The following is a 14,619-nucleotide window of genomic DNA, read 5'->3' on the forward strand; positions in this document are numbered from 1 at the left end:
TTATCTTTTCTCCTTGTTTGAAAATTGATTAACAATGGCTCTAAAAACATCATAGAAATCATCATCAATTAAAGCATTGAGATCCTTTTGTAGCGTAAGTTTATCCCCTCTAGCTATAGGTCCTGATAGGGCATGATGATTGTGTTTGATATTATTAAAAGTGGTTTCTAAAAATGGTGTTAGATACTCTTGATTTATACCAAAGCGATTTTGCATTTCTGTATAGAATTTCTGCCAGATTAATGTGCTTACATTATTAGCTAAAACACACATTGCGTGATAATACGCTTTTTGACTTTTATCGATACAAAAATTAGCGTTAGGTAGCTTAGGTAAAAGCGCACTAAATGCAATATCTCTATCACAAGTTACAAATGCAATCGATTTGTACTCATCTAAAGAGTATAAGTTCTTATCGGGGAAGCTTTGTAAAGGATGTGCTGAATAAGCATTTTCGATATCTAAAAGACCAGAGAAGTGAATCACTATTAGCCTTTTTGATTTATTTGTGAGATATTTATCTACAAAACTTTGTATCTCAGAGTCTTTGATTAAGACTAAAACATGAGTTGCATTATCTAATAATTTATCAAGCTGATCTAACGATTCATTTCGAGACCATTGTCTGAAATCTAGGTTTAAGTATTCAAAATAATAGCACATATGTGCCGCTACATTGCCGTTGCCGACAATGACATATCTAGGTACCTGTTGCATAAATCAAGTCCATTTTTTAATTAAACTAAAACTGTGATTATTGCCTTTTTAAAAGGTCAATATTGTTTACAAATCATAAGTACCGTTACAAAATTGTATACAGTCTTATTTTTGTAATGCAGATTTATAACATATTGCAAAAAATCATACAATCTTTTAATAGCATTATTATTATATTTACCTAAGTTAATTAAATAAGAAAGCTCACAAATCTATAGCTCTTTCTCTTATGCAAAAGCTACTAAATTAGTATAAAATAATCACTATAAAAAATTATGAAAAACTTTTCTTGTAATGACTCCGAGTGATTTTATCTCTATAGACTATAAAACTTTAACTAAAGCACAATTAAAATCATATATTGATGATCTTGCAGAGTATCTAGGCGAACAAAGCTATTTGTATCATACTATAGATAAGCCAGTTATTACTGACTCAGACTACGATAAGTTATTCCGATTATTACAAGATTTAGTTGATGATAATCCGGAGCTTAAGCCATCAAACTCAGTATTAGATCGCGTTGGAGGTGATGTTTTAGCAGGATTTGAGACTATCAAGCATAAGAAGAAAATGACATCTCTGGCAAATGTTTTTAGTCTAGAGGAGTTGCGTGATTTTTATGACAAAATAGAGTATGACATTGAGCTTGAATGTGAACCTAAAATGGATGGCTTGGCTATTAGTATCTTTTATAAAAATGGTAAGTTTGATTATGCTGTTACGCGTGGTGATGGTATTCAGGGTGAAAAAGTATCCGAAAATGTCAAAACCATCCGTAATGTCCCACTTAAACTAAATACTTCAAATCCTCCAGAGGAACTAGAAGTTCGTGGTGAGATTATCTTAGATAAGCAAAGTTTTCTATCTCTTAATGAGTATATGCAAACACATGAGAATAAAACTTTTGCAAATCCGCGTAATGCAGCAGCTGGAAGTATTCGTATGCTTGACTCAAAAGTTGTAGCAAAGAGACCACTTAAGCTTTATAGCTATGGTATTGGCTACTTTTCTAAAGACTTTGTACATCCTGAAACTCAATTTGAGCTTATGAACTTATTACAAAGCTTTGGCTTTACTATCAGTGATAATATGTTTTTGGCAAAAAACTTCTCAGAAGTTGAAGTGTATCACCATAAGATGAGTCATCAGCGTGCAGATTTAGCTTATGATATTGATGGTTTAGTTTTTAAGGTTAATAATATTAAATTACAAGATACTATCGGCTACACTGCTAGAGGACCTAAGTGGGCTATAGCATATAAGTTTCCAGCTGAAGAGGTAGAGTCAGAAGTTCTAAATGTAGAATTCCAAGTTGGTAGAACAGGAGCAATTACCCCAGTTGCAAGACTTAAGTCAGTTGCAGTTGGTGGTGTAATAGTTTCAAATGCAACTTTGCATAATATCAATGAAATTAAACGCAAAGATATCCGAGTCGGTGATAGAGTCATCGTACGTAGAGCTGGGGATGTAATTCCAGAAGTGGTCAAAAGCTTACCACAATATCGTAGGCCTGATGCACAGATGGTTGAGATGCCAACAAATTGTCCAGTTTGTGATTCAGCAATTGAGAATATCAACGATCAGGCTATATATCGTTGTACAGGAGGGTGGCATTGTCAGGCTCAAACTACTGAGCGCTTGAAGCACTTTGTCTCTCGTAAAGCAATGGATATTGATAAGCTTGGAGCTAAACTAATTGAGCAACTTGTTGCTGCAGATTTGATCAAGTACCCAGCGGATATTTATAAGCTCAATTTTGAGCAATTGACAGGCTTAGAAAGAATGGGTACTAAATCATCGCAAAATGTTTTAGATTCTATCACAAAAAGTAAAGAGCCAAGTTTAGCAAGATTTATTTTTGCAATAGGGATTAAAGATGTTGGTGAGGTATCATCAGAAGCTTTAGCCAATCATTTTGGTAGTTTAGATAGTTTCCGTGAAGCTAAATTTGAGCAATTAATAGAGATTAATGATATTGGTGAAATTATTGCTAAAAATATTGTTTCATTCTGGCAAGATTCCCTAAATATACAAATTGTTGATGAATTACTAGGCAATTCTATTAACATCCAAAATCCAGAAAAAATTGAGCAAGCACATAATGAGAGTTTTACAAATAAAACAATTGTGATTACAGGAACTTTTGAAAACTATAACCGTACAGAATTGACACAACTTCTTAAATCAATGGGTGCAAAAGTTACCTCAAGTGTCTCTAAAAAAACGGATATGGTTATTTGTGGTGATAATGCTGGAAGTAAGCTTACCAAAGCACAACAATTAGGTGTTGAAGTTATTTTAGAAGAAGGGTTAGCAGGTTTAATATAGATGATTATCTCAAAAGCTATTGAAGCTGATTTTGATCAAATGATAGAGGTATGGGAGAGTTCTGTTAGGGCAACTCATGGTTTTTTAGCAGAAGAAGATATAGTAAAGTTAAGAGGCTTAATAAGAAATGAGGTTTTCTATATAAATAGTATAGAAATATATGTTTTAAAAGATTTAGATAAGGTTATTGGTTTTGTTGGAACTTCTGATGTTACTATTCAAATGTTATTTATTTCTCCAAATTACTTTGGTAAAACAGTCGGGCGAATTTTACTTAAATATGCTTTAGAAAATAAAAAGTGTACTAAAGTTGAGGTAAATGAACAAAATCCAAGAGCTCTAAGATTTTATCAAAAGCATGGTTTTCAGATAAAAGCGCGCTCAGAGCTTGATCATCAAGGAAATCCTTTTCCTATTCTCTTTATGGAGTTATAGCGAAGTGTTCAAGAAAGGCGATGTGATTTTTATAGTAGATAATGCAGAGAAGAATATCTCTAGTTTATCTACTGGATTTAGTGGCTATAGCTACTATCATTGTGCTTTATATATAGGCAATGGAGATATTATAGAAGCTATTCCTGTCGCGGGAGTTATACAAGCTAAATTATCTAAATATTCAAATAAAAAAACTCTAGTAGCTCGCGTATCTGAGAGTGAGGAGTTTTTACAAGAAGTAGTTAATAATGCTAGTGAATTTATGGGCTTTGCTTATAATGATTTATTTTTACCGAATATAAAAGGCAAGCTCTATTGTTCAGAGTTAATTCATTTAGCTTTTAACAGTGTGTGTGGGGATAAATATTTTGCTCAGCATACCCTTAACTATATAGCACTTAACGATATTGAAGTATCGAAATATTGGATAGATTTTTATGGTGAGCATGGTTTAAAAGTCCCTCAAGGAGAACCTGGTTCACATCCTAATAATTTATCATTAGATAAAAAGTTTACTCATCGATTTTTTTTAGGTAGTATTTAATAACAGCGTAACTTTATATTTTGATATACAAGTTAGGTTGTGAGATACTTTTTATTGAATCACTTATAAAATAGCCTAAGGATTACTATGAAAATAAGAAAAGCGACATCTAAAGACTTCAAAGATATGCTATATATATGGAAAGAATGCATATCTACAACTTGTCAATTTCTTACAACAAGTGAGATAAATAAAGAAGTAGAAATTTTAGAAGAAAAATATTTAAATACACCAGAAACCAAGTGTTTTGTTCAAGTTGTAGATGATGAAAACGTCGGTTTTGCATGCATCAGAGATAAGGAGTTACTATTTTCTCCTGTACTACCAAGTTTTTTTGGTAAAGGTCTTGGTGAAGCAATGGTTAAGTACTTATTTGAGAATCATGATATAGATACTGCTTATGTCTATTGTTCTGATATGCACTCTCTAGCATTTTATACAGCATTAGGATTTATTATTGATGATAGAATAGATGATATTTTCTTTGATAATAGATATAAACTGAATAGACTAAAATTATCTATATCTCCAAAGGAAGGAGCTGAGAGAATTGCAGCTAAGAAGAAATCTTCTTAATCAAACAATAATAAAATCCGTCACCTTTATCTTCTGTAGGTAATATCTGATAACCATAATCAGTTTTATAATTTTCTAGAATTTTAATTTCTACAATCTCAGCATCTTGATGTTTTGATAGGAAATTCTTTATTTGTAATTGATTTTCTTGTTGTAATATTGAGCATGTAATATATAGCAGATAGCCATCAGTCAGCAGATTATTACACCATAGATTATCAAGTATTTGAGCTTGGAGTGTTTGTATAGATTTTATATCTTGGGGCTTTCGTAATATTTTGATATCAGGATTTCTCTTAAGTGTGCCAAGAGCAGAACATGGGGCATCTAGGATGATTTTGTTATACTGTCCGGCTAGAGGTTGTGTCAGATCATGCTTGATTACATTTACATGATTATCTTTAGCTATTCTTGTTATATTTTCTTTAAGTAATTCTAGGCGTTTATCAATAATATCTATAGCTGTAATTTTAGCTTGTGGAGCTAATTCTAGGATATGAGTTGTTTTGCCACCGGGAGCAGCACAAGCATCCAAAATAATATCATTATTTTGGACATTAATAATATGTCCCATATACTGGGCGGATATATCTTGAACACTAAAATAACCTTGTTGAAAAAGAGTATTATTTTTAACATCAATCGCTTTATCTAATTTGATGCAGTTCTTTAGCTCAGTTTTTGAATAGCTAATATTGTTTTTATCAAAATAATCAATAACATATTGAGGATCTTTTGCTTCGTTCAGGCGAACAAACATATCTGCTTTTGAGTTTACAGCTTTAGCAATCTTTTGATAATCAATAGGGTATTGTTTTTTAAGCATATCATTAAGCCATGGCGCAAGATCATGGTTTTTATGCTCTGTGTAATTCGGCGTAATATCCTCTAAATCACGAACTACTTGTCTTAGTACGCCATTAACAAGTTTTTTTGCCCATAGTATCTTTAAATTTCTACAAGCTGCTACGGTTTCATTAATGCTAGCATAATGAGGTTGATTGATCTCAAAAATCTGTAGGATACCCAACATTACTAATATTTTAGCTTTTAGCTTAGTTTTTTCAGCTAAATATAAACTAGCTACATTCTCTAAAGAATAATAATTTCTAAAGAATTCATAACATAATAGTTTTACGAACGATTTATCTTTATCTGATAAATTATATTCAATAAGTTTATGTTCTATAGTTAACAGAGAGTATTTGTTATCAATGATATCTAAAATTGACTTAGCTGCAATAGCACGGGTATTCATTATTTGATATGTTTTGCTAAAATTTTGATAAGCTTAGGTTGGACTTTTTTATTACCTGCTACGATTAGACCAGATTCAAGATTGCTAGTACCATGAATATCAGTAACTATAGCACCAGCTTCTTTCATGATTATATATCCAGCTGCTAAATCCCATATTTTGACACTACCACAAGCCCATAATCCATCGATATAACCAGCCGCTAAGTAAGCCATGTCCATAGCTATACTTCCAGAATATCTATAGCCAGAAATCACTTGTTGAAGTTTGATAAGTTCAGCAACATAAGTATCTTTGAATATTCTACGTGAATATTTTAGAGATGCTGAAATCAAAGCCTTCTCCAAGTCTTGACTTTGAGCAACTCTAATTTTTTTGCCATTAAGTAGAGCGCCTTGTCCTTTATAAGCACAAAACATTAAATCTAAGAATGGATTATAAATAACACCTAAGACAATATTTCCATCTTTTTTAGCAGCTATTGAGATACAGCAGTGTGGTAAACCATGGACAAAGTTATTAGTACCATCAATAGGATCTATAATCCATGTGAAGCGGCTGTCTTTATTACCAAACTCACCACTTTCTTCAGTTATGAAATAGTCATTAAATCCAGATTTTTTGATATTATCGATGATAAAATTTTCTACGGCTACATCAATATTTGAGACGGTTGTATTATCAGATTTTTGAGAAATTTGGATAGTACTAGGATCATTTTGAGCTTGTAGAATAATTTTACCTGCTTTTCTAGCAATAGTTGTTACAGCATTAAGAATAGGTTTCATTGTTTGTGAAAATTATCAGATTATTATTTTTAGATATGATACATTATTTAGCTTCAAAATAGGATAGCTTTGGTCAAATAAGAGGCTATATTATACTAGTAATACCATAAGTGATTGCTATGCCGCCAAAAAATAACCATGCGAATAATATTAACGCTAATACTAAAGGTTTCATTCCGGCTTGGATAAATTTAGATACATGAGTTTCAAGTCCTAAAGCAGTCATCGCCATAGCTAATAAAAACTGGTCAGCTACTCTTATACTACTAACTGCTGTTACTGGTAGTAAGTCTAAAGAGTTGAATCCTGCAATTATTATAAAACCAATAGCAAACCAAGGAATGATTTTCTTGATTGATCCTTTTTTAGGTTTTGAACCACTAATCCCACTCACAGTTGCTGCAGACTTAGCTATCCATATACCTATCACGATTAGCATAGGAGCTAACATCATCACACGAATCATTTTAACCGTTACGGCAACTTCTTCAGCATGAGCACTTACAGCACTACCGGCAGCTACTACTTGAGCTACTTCATGTATTGAACCACCTGCAAAAATACCGTACTGAGCATCAGTCATATGACCTAAAAGACCAGCTTTCATTAGGATAGGGTATAAGAACATTGCTGTAGTCCCGAATAATACAACTGTACCTACAGCCATAGCTGCTTTATATGGTTCTGATTTTAAAGTCCCTTCAGTAGCTAATACAGCAGCAGCACCACATACAGCACTACCGGCAGCTACTAGAATAGAGCTATCTCTATCTAATCCAAATATCTTAGTACCTAACACAATACCTATAACCAAAGTTGAAACCAACATAATTATTGATACTGAAAGACCCGCTAAACCAACAGAAGCAATTAATTGAAAAGTTAGGTTAAAACCATAAAAGACTATTGCAAATCTAAGGATTTTTTTTGCACTAAATACAATACCTTCCTTCCATTTGTGAATAATCTTACTTGCAGGTGTGTGAGTTAGGGCCATACCTAGTACAATCCCTATAATTAGTGGGCTAATTCCAAGGTCTTCAATTGCAGGAATTTTCGCTATAAAATAAGCTATGCTAGCAAGAAATGCTACTAATAGCACGCCTAGGATAATTGGTTGAGTAAAATGTTTTTTCATGGTTCTCTATCGTTACTTTAAAAATAAATTTTGTATAAATATACACTATCAGATTACCATTTTATAACTAAAAGTATTTATATCTTTTATTAGAAAAACTTATATTTAATGCAGTTGCATTTAGGCATTTTTTTGTTCTTTTGAGAATAAAACAGCAAGGATTACAAGTATGAAAGATATTATATAAAAGATCACTACAGCATGCATCACACTAGTAAGTCCAAAATATTTGTTTATAAAGGCGCCTGTAGTTGTAGATAGAGCTGTACCTGTTGTACCAAATAAAAGAATTGTTGTAATAAGTGTTGGAGGAGCATTTTCCATTTGGAAAGTTCCATAAGCAAGTAAACCAGCATATATATAACAATTAAATAAACCAAATATTATAGCCGCTTTTATTACTGTGCTCATATCAGGGATATATAATATGCATGATAATGCTACCAATCCAACTAGCATAAATGTTGGTAGAATATATCTTAAAGGTACAAATCTTGTTATAAGTGGGCTTATAAACAATCCGACACATTGAGCTGTCCAGAAATATGAAAGAGGTTTGTTTGCGTCAATCGTACCCCACCCTAATATTTCTTGGAAATAAGATTGAGCATAGCTAGTCATAGTTAATTGAGCTAGTAGAAACAAGAATGCAGCAAAAGCTATACAGTATAAACTTAAACTCCATGATGAAAAGCTTAGGTTTGTTTTAACATCGCTTTCAGTCTTATGTCTGTTTAGTATTGTGAAATCAGAAAAGATAACTAGAAGCAAAATTATAACAGCAGTTATTTGTAGTATTGAATAAATGGTATACCATTGAAAGTTTTGTGTGATCAGGTAGGCTGCAAAAATTGGAATCAGAGCTCCACCAAAACTAAAGAAGAAATCTGTAAAAATAACATTCATTGCTCTAATTTTATGATCGTTATAGATATGTACAATCATGTAGCTTGCTATTGCCATAAATAGTCCACCTGTTATACCCACACAAGTTAGCAACACCTTAAGAGTAAACATTGATGGAGTAATAGCAGTAACTAGTGATGAAACTACACCAATAGCCACAGCTGCTATTAATAATAGTTTTATTGAGAATCTATTCATCAAAATACCAATAATCAATATAGCAAACCACATTGCTACGTTGATAAATGTGAATGCAAAGCCAATATTACTATTATTAAAATATTCAGATAGGGGTTTCATGACAGCCCCTGTTACTAGAACGACATTGGCAGTATAAAAGTAACAAAGGTAACATATAAAAGTTATTAGTAGTTTATTCTTGAATGATGATGAATTATTTATTCCACTTTCCATGTTGATTTTATATTGTGAAGATATAGAATGGTTATTTTTGCACAAGTGGTTGCTTTTAGCAAGATAGGAGTCTTGTTAATTGATAGCAGACTTTATTTAAAAGTAATTAAGAATATGTATACAAAAATAATATGGCAAGATGACACTCCAAAATCAGAATTGTTTGATGATTTTTATTTCTCTAGTACATCAGGCATTGGTGAAAGTACATATAACTATTTAGAGCATAATCATTTAGAGAATAGATTTAAGAATTTAACGAATCATCAAGTCTTTAGAATCTGTGAAACAGGTTTTGGTAGTGGATTAAATTTTATTCTAACTATGAATCTCTGGGAAAACTTAGCTCCCAATAATGCTAAATTAGAATATATCTCATTTGAGAAATATCCTATTTCACGAGGTGATTTAAAAGAGATATTTATAGCACTAAATTGTATAGCAGGGCATGAAAAACTTTTGAATACTTATGACCCCAAACCTGGCTTAAATATACATAAATTTAATAATATAATTCTAAAATTGATTATTGATGACGCAAAATACATTGGTACTTATGATTTAGATACAATAGATGCCTGGTTTCTTGATGGATTTTCACCTGCAAAAAATAGTAGTATTTGGGATGAATCATTTTTTGTAGATATGGCAAAAGTCTCTAAAAAACAAACTAGCTTTGCAACTTTTACATCAGCATCAAAAATTAGAAAATTACTTCAGAAATATGGTTTTGAAGTTAAGAAAGATACAGGGTTCGGTAAAAAGAGGGAAATGATGTATGGTACTTTTATTGCTTAGCTAATTCTTTTATATGCTTGACAGCATCAAAAGTACTAAAGTTATACTCGGCGATTTTATTAACATAAAAAGGATCATTTCTGATAAATTTTTTAATTTCCTCAATACTGTCTTTAGCTAGTATAACACCTCCAGTCTTATCTGATTTGGGTCCTGAAGCTAGAAAGATGCCTTTGTCATATCCAATATCTAAAAACTCTCTATGTTGAGGCCTAATATTTGCTACCTGATCTTCGTTAACGATATATTTCAAATCTATAATATGGATTTGCATGATATTTTCCTTATAAATAAAAAAAGCCACAAATGTGGCTTTATGATAATATGAAATCAGAGACTTCTAAATTAAACTTTTTTGAAAATGACTGATCCATTTGTACCACCGAACCCAAAAGAGTTATTAAGTACATAATCAATCTTCATTTTCTTAGCAGCATTAGCAGCATAATCTAAATTACAACCATCGTCTAGGTTCTGAAGGTTAATTGTAGGAGGAGCTACTTGATCTTTTATCGATAGTACACTGAATATCGATTCAATTGCACCAGCAGCACCTAACAAGTGCCCAGTCATAGACTTCGTAGAGCTCATTACAAGATCTTTTCTATACTGACCAATTATTTTTTCTGCAACTTGAGATTCTTGTACGTCTCCTAGAGGAGTAGAGGTGCCATGAGCATTTACATAGTCAATAGCATCAGGATCATTTTCAAGACCAGCATCTGCCAAAGCGTTTTGTATACATCTCTCTTGTCCTGGAGCATATGGCATAGTCATGTGATAGCCATCAGCAGACATACCAAAGCCAAGTACTTCAGCATATATCTTAGCTCCACGTGCTTTAGCCTTTTCATACTCTTCGAGTACAACAACACCAGCACCATCACCTAGAACAAAACCATCTCTATCTCTATCCCAAGGTCTAGAAGCACCTTGAGGGTCATCATTACGAGTTGATAATGCTCTAGCTGCAGCGAATCCACCCATGCCTATAGCGTTACTAGCCTTCTCAGAACCACCAGCAAGCATAGCATCTGCATCACCGCTAGCAATTAATCTTGCAGCCATACCGATGTTATGAGTACCAGTTGTACAAGCTGTAACTATAGGAACATTAGGTCCACGTAAACCATGGTTTATTGAAATAATACCAGATAGCATATTAACAATAGACGATGGAATACAGAATGGTGATATTTTAGAAGGTCCTTTTGTATCTATTACAGATTTAGTAGTCTCTAATGTTTCGATACCACCAATACCAGAACTGACACAAACACCAAACTTATATGAATCTTCTTCAGATACCTTATCAATACCAGCATCTTTTAAAGCTTCATTAGCAGCAGCAATACCATAGTAGCAGAAAGGATCTACTCTTTTGGCATCTTTCTTGCCTACAAGTGCATTTACATCAAAGTTCTTAATCCTTGCTGCAAACCTAACTTTAAATTCGCTAATATCTGGAGCAGGTGTATCGAAACCAGTTAATGTTTCTACACCACTCTTACCAGCCAAAATATTAGCCCAAGTTGTAGGGACATCATTTCCTAAAGGTGTTACCATACCAAGGCCAGTAACAACTACTCTACGATTAGATTTCATAATTTAAATTAACCTGTTTATATTCATTTAGAAAAAAGTACGAATATATCGTACGGACTTGGAGATTAATTTTGATTAGTTTACTTTAGAATCGATATAATCGTAAACATCTTTAACAGTTCTGATTTTCTCAGCATCTTCATCTGGAATTTCAGTATCGAATTCTTCTTCTAGAGCCATTACAAGTTCAACTGTATCTAAAGAGTCAGCACCTAAGTCATCGATGAAAGAAGCTTCTGGTTTAAGATCTTCTTCTTTAACACCTAGTTGCTCAACGATAATAGAGTTTACTTTAGCATATACTTCATTTGCGCTCATGTTTTTTTCCTTCTTATTTTTGTTTTGAAAAAATTAAAATTACTATTCAAATCCAATGATATTATTTTTTAATCAGTTTTGCAATAACTTTGCAAAATTTAAGCCATATACATTCCACCATTTACGTGGATAGTTTGTCCTGTTATGTATTTTGCATCATCAGAAGCTAAGAAAGCAACAGTTGTTGCGATATCTTTTGGTTCACCCATTTGACCTGATGGTATTTTAGTTGAAATGAATGATTTTTGTTCATCTGTTAGCTTATCTGTCATATCAGTTGCGATAAAGCCAGGTGCAACAACGTTTACTGTGATATTGCGTGTAGCAACTTCATAAGCTAATGACTTTGAAAAACCAATAACACCTGCTTTAGCAGCACAATAGTTTGTTTGTCCGGGGTTACCAGCTGAGCCTACTACAGAGCCAATTGAGATGATTCTACCCCATCTTTTTTTCATCATGCCTCGGACGCATTCTTTTGACATGCGGAAAATTGAGCTTAAATTTGTGTTGATTACTGCTTCCCACTCATCCTCTGACATTCTCATCATTAGATTATCTCTAGTTATACCTGCATTATTAACTAGTATATCTATAACTAGTTTTTCAGCTTTTACTTCAGCAAAGAAGTTTTTGATGCTCTCAATATCAGAGATATTTAAAACTAGGCCTCTAGCTTGAAAACCCTTGTTTTTCATTTCATTTTCAAACTTTTCTGCAGAGCCTTGGCTAGTGGCTGTGCCTATTACCATAGCTCCTCTAGTCGCTAGTGCTTGAGCAACTTCAAAACCAATACCTCTACTAGCTCCTGTAACTAGAGCAATCTTACCATTTAAAGACATTGTTAATCTCCTTTTAAATATTTTCTAAACTATCAACATTATTAGTGTCTTTGATAGTTAATGACTTATCGATTCTTTTTATTAGTCCTGACAAGACTTTATTAGGTCCGCATTCAATAACTTCAGTAACGCCAAGTTTAACTAACTCTTCTATTGATTGAGTCCAAAGTACAGGCTTGTAGAGTTGTTTAACAACGGCTGATTTTATCTCTGTTGGAGTTGCATGTGATTTTGCATCATAGTTTTGTACTATAGCAGTAGTGGGTTCTTTAAATTCTACATTGTCAAGCTCTGACTCAAACTTATCAGCAGCATTTTTCATAAGTGAGCAGTGTGATGGTACGCTTACAGCAAGAATTTGTGCTCTTTTAGCACCTTTTTCTTTTGCAATTATATTCGCTTTTTCAACAGCAGCTTTTTCACCAGATATTACGACCTGACCAGTTGAGTTGAAATTAGCTGCTTCAACAACTCCAGCATCAGCAGCTTCTTCACAGCTACTTATAACATCTTCATTTGATAGCCCTAGGACTGCACTCATCGCACATTCTTTATCAGTTACTGCATTTTGCATTAATTTTCCGCGAGTTGATACTAGCTGCAGGGCATCTTTATATGAGATACATTCAGCTGCTAGAAGGGCAGTGTACTCTCCTAGGCTGTGTCCAGCAAAATATTCTACTTTGAGTTCTGGATTTTGCTCTTTCAATACTTTGTATATAGCATAACTTGTAGCTAGTAATGCTGGCTGAGTAAACTCAGTTTTGTTTAGTGTTGACTCATCATTTTGGATGATATTCCATAGATCGTAGCCTAAATGTGTTTTAGCTTCGTCAATAATGCTTCTGAACGTTTCAAATTTTTCATAATAATCTTGAAGCATCCCTAGTTTTTGTGAGCCTTGACCTGGGAAAACCACAGCTATTTTTGACATAATAATTCTCCTTTATGATATTGAAGTAACTTTCAAAAAAAGATTAAATTTTTGCAATAAATCCACCCCAGACAAATCCAGCTCCAAATGCTTCTGAGATGATTGTCTCGCCAGGTTTAATTTGGTTTGTTCTGACTGCATGGTCTAGTGCTAAAGGTATTGAGGCTGCCGATGTATTACCATGATCTTGAAGTGTTGTAACTACTTTTGACATAGGCATATCTATTTTCTTAGCAGTTGAATTTAATATTCTATAGTTTGCTTGATGTGGTACTAACCAGTCAATTTCATTAGACTGTATCCCTGCTTCTTTGATTAAATCATCAGCAAGAGATGAAAGTCTTGAAACAGCAAATTTAAAAACTTTATTTCCTTCCATGATTAAGTATGGATCTATGTTTATTGCTTCTCCCCTCGATGTTGGAAGGTTGTTAGGCACATTTAGCATATCTAGACATGAACCATCAGTATAAAGTAAAGATGATAAAATCTTCTTCTCATGACTGGTTGAGATAACAACAGCACCAGCACCATCACCAAAAAGTACACAGGTAGAGCGGTCACTCCAGTCAAGAACTCGAGTCATTTTCTCAGCGCCAATTACTAGGATGTTTTTTGATGTTCCTGTTTCTACATATTGTTTTGCTATGTCAAGAGCGTATACAAACCCGCTGCAAGCTGCAGATATATCGAAACATCTAACGTTAAAATGATCAATCTTTAAGTTTTGGTGTACCATTGATGCTGTCGATGGCATAATAAAATCTGGTGTGCTAGTTGCTACTATTATCATATCGATGTCATTAGCATTAATCTCAGCAGACTCTAAGGCTTTTTCAGCAGCTTTAGTTGCCATGAAACTTGTAGTTTCTTTTTCATTTGCACAATGGCGTCTCTCTATACCAACTCTTTGTTTAATCCATTCGTCCGAAGTATCAACAAATTTACTTATATCTTCATTGGTTAAGATTTTTTCAGGTAAGTAACTTCCTGTACCAAGTATTTGCGAAAACAT

Annotated in this window: 16 protein-coding genes; 5 read left to right on the forward strand and 11 right to left on the reverse strand. The window is 33.2% G+C overall.

The window, feature by feature from the left end:
- Positions 1–717 (reverse strand): 2-dehydropantoate 2-reductase PanG, encoded by a 717-nt coding sequence (gene panG, locus F0R75_RS01680; RefSeq protein ID WP_149368572.1) that lies wholly within the window; start codon positions 715–717, stop codon positions 1–3.
- Between the two features lie 294 nt (positions 718–1,011).
- Between panG and ligA the strand changes: the two genes are divergently transcribed.
- From ligA to F0R75_RS01700, 4 genes are all read left to right on the forward strand, one after another.
- Complete coding sequence (gene ligA, locus F0R75_RS01685; RefSeq protein ID WP_149368571.1) at positions 1,012–3,048, forward strand: NAD-dependent DNA ligase LigA; 2,037 nt, start codon at positions 1,012–1,014, stop codon at positions 3,046–3,048.
- Positions 3,049–3,483, forward strand: a complete 435-nt coding sequence (locus F0R75_RS01690) for a GNAT family N-acetyltransferase (RefSeq protein WP_044526600.1) — start codon at positions 3,049–3,051, stop codon at positions 3,481–3,483.
- A 4-nt stretch (positions 3,484–3,487) separates the two neighbouring features.
- The gene (locus F0R75_RS01695; protein WP_149368570.1) at positions 3,488–4,027 is read left to right on the forward strand and encodes a YiiX/YebB-like N1pC/P60 family cysteine hydrolase; all 540 of its coding nucleotides are present in this window, start codon (positions 3,488–3,490) and stop codon (positions 4,025–4,027) included.
- 87 nt (positions 4,028–4,114) lie between these two features.
- Complete coding sequence (locus F0R75_RS01700) at positions 4,115–4,603, forward strand: GNAT family N-acetyltransferase (RefSeq protein WP_149368569.1); 489 nt, start codon at positions 4,115–4,117, stop codon at positions 4,601–4,603.
- Here F0R75_RS01700 and rsmB read toward each other — a convergent pair.
- The 4 genes from rsmB to tsgA all read right to left on the reverse strand — a co-directional run bounded on the left by rsmB (position 4,584) and on the right by tsgA (position 9,107).
- A complete protein-coding gene (rsmB, locus tag F0R75_RS01705) occupies positions 4,584–5,861 on the reverse strand; it encodes a 16S rRNA (cytosine(967)-C(5))-methyltransferase RsmB (protein ID WP_149368568.1) in 1,278 nt (425 codons plus the stop codon). The genes F0R75_RS01700 and rsmB overlap by 20 nt on opposite strands.
- Entirely contained in the window at positions 5,861–6,649 is a 789-nt protein-coding gene (locus tag F0R75_RS01710; RefSeq protein WP_149368567.1) for an inositol monophosphatase family protein, read from the reverse strand. The genes rsmB and F0R75_RS01710 overlap by 1 nt, the downstream gene beginning before the upstream one ends.
- Before the next feature lie 85 nt (positions 6,650–6,734).
- Positions 6,735–7,787, reverse strand: coding sequence for a YeiH family protein (locus F0R75_RS01715; RefSeq protein ID WP_149368566.1), 1,053 nt, complete (start codon positions 7,785–7,787; stop codon positions 6,735–6,737).
- Positions 7,788–7,907: 120 nt separating this feature from the next.
- Positions 7,908–9,107, reverse strand: coding sequence for an MFS transporter TsgA (tsgA, locus tag F0R75_RS01720; RefSeq protein ID WP_146420617.1), 1,200 nt, complete (start codon positions 9,105–9,107; stop codon positions 7,908–7,910).
- A 114-nt stretch (positions 9,108–9,221) separates the two neighbouring features.
- Between tsgA and mnmC2 the strand changes: the two genes are divergently transcribed.
- Positions 9,222–9,905: a tRNA (5-methylaminomethyl-2-thiouridine)(34)-methyltransferase MnmC2 gene (gene mnmC2 / locus F0R75_RS01725; RefSeq protein ID WP_149368565.1), complete on the forward strand. Its 684-nt coding sequence runs from the start codon at positions 9,222–9,224 to the stop codon at positions 9,903–9,905.
- Here mnmC2 and F0R75_RS01730 read toward each other — a convergent pair.
- The 6 genes from F0R75_RS01730 to F0R75_RS01755 form a co-directional block, all read right to left on the reverse strand.
- The gene (locus F0R75_RS01730; RefSeq protein WP_149368564.1) at positions 9,895–10,179 is read right to left on the reverse strand and encodes a YciI family protein; all 285 of its coding nucleotides are present in this window, start codon (positions 10,177–10,179) and stop codon (positions 9,895–9,897) included. The genes mnmC2 and F0R75_RS01730 overlap by 11 nt on opposite strands.
- A gap of 71 nt (positions 10,180–10,250) precedes the next feature.
- On the reverse strand, positions 10,251–11,510 hold the full coding sequence (gene fabF / locus F0R75_RS01735) for a beta-ketoacyl-ACP synthase II (RefSeq protein ID WP_149368563.1): 1,260 nt from the start codon (positions 11,508–11,510) through the stop codon (positions 10,251–10,253).
- Between the two features lie 75 nt (positions 11,511–11,585).
- A complete protein-coding gene (acpP, locus tag F0R75_RS01740; RefSeq protein ID WP_004287370.1) occupies positions 11,586–11,828 on the reverse strand; it encodes an acyl carrier protein in 243 nt (80 codons plus the stop codon).
- A 98-nt stretch (positions 11,829–11,926) separates the two neighbouring features.
- A complete protein-coding gene (gene fabG / locus F0R75_RS01745) occupies positions 11,927–12,670 on the reverse strand; it encodes a 3-oxoacyl-ACP reductase FabG (protein ID WP_149368562.1) in 744 nt (247 codons plus the stop codon).
- 13 nt (positions 12,671–12,683) lie between these two features.
- Positions 12,684–13,604: an ACP S-malonyltransferase gene (gene fabD, locus F0R75_RS01750; RefSeq protein WP_149368561.1), complete on the reverse strand. Its 921-nt coding sequence runs from the start codon at positions 13,602–13,604 to the stop codon at positions 12,684–12,686.
- Positions 13,605–13,647: 43 nt separating this feature from the next.
- Positions 13,648–14,619 (reverse strand): beta-ketoacyl-ACP synthase III, encoded by a 972-nt coding sequence (locus F0R75_RS01755; RefSeq protein WP_146420611.1) that lies wholly within the window; start codon positions 14,617–14,619, stop codon positions 13,648–13,650.

Source organism: Francisella marina (genome assembly GCF_008369785.1).
Lineage (GTDB): Bacteria > Pseudomonadota > Gammaproteobacteria > Francisellales > Francisellaceae > Francisella > Francisella salimarina.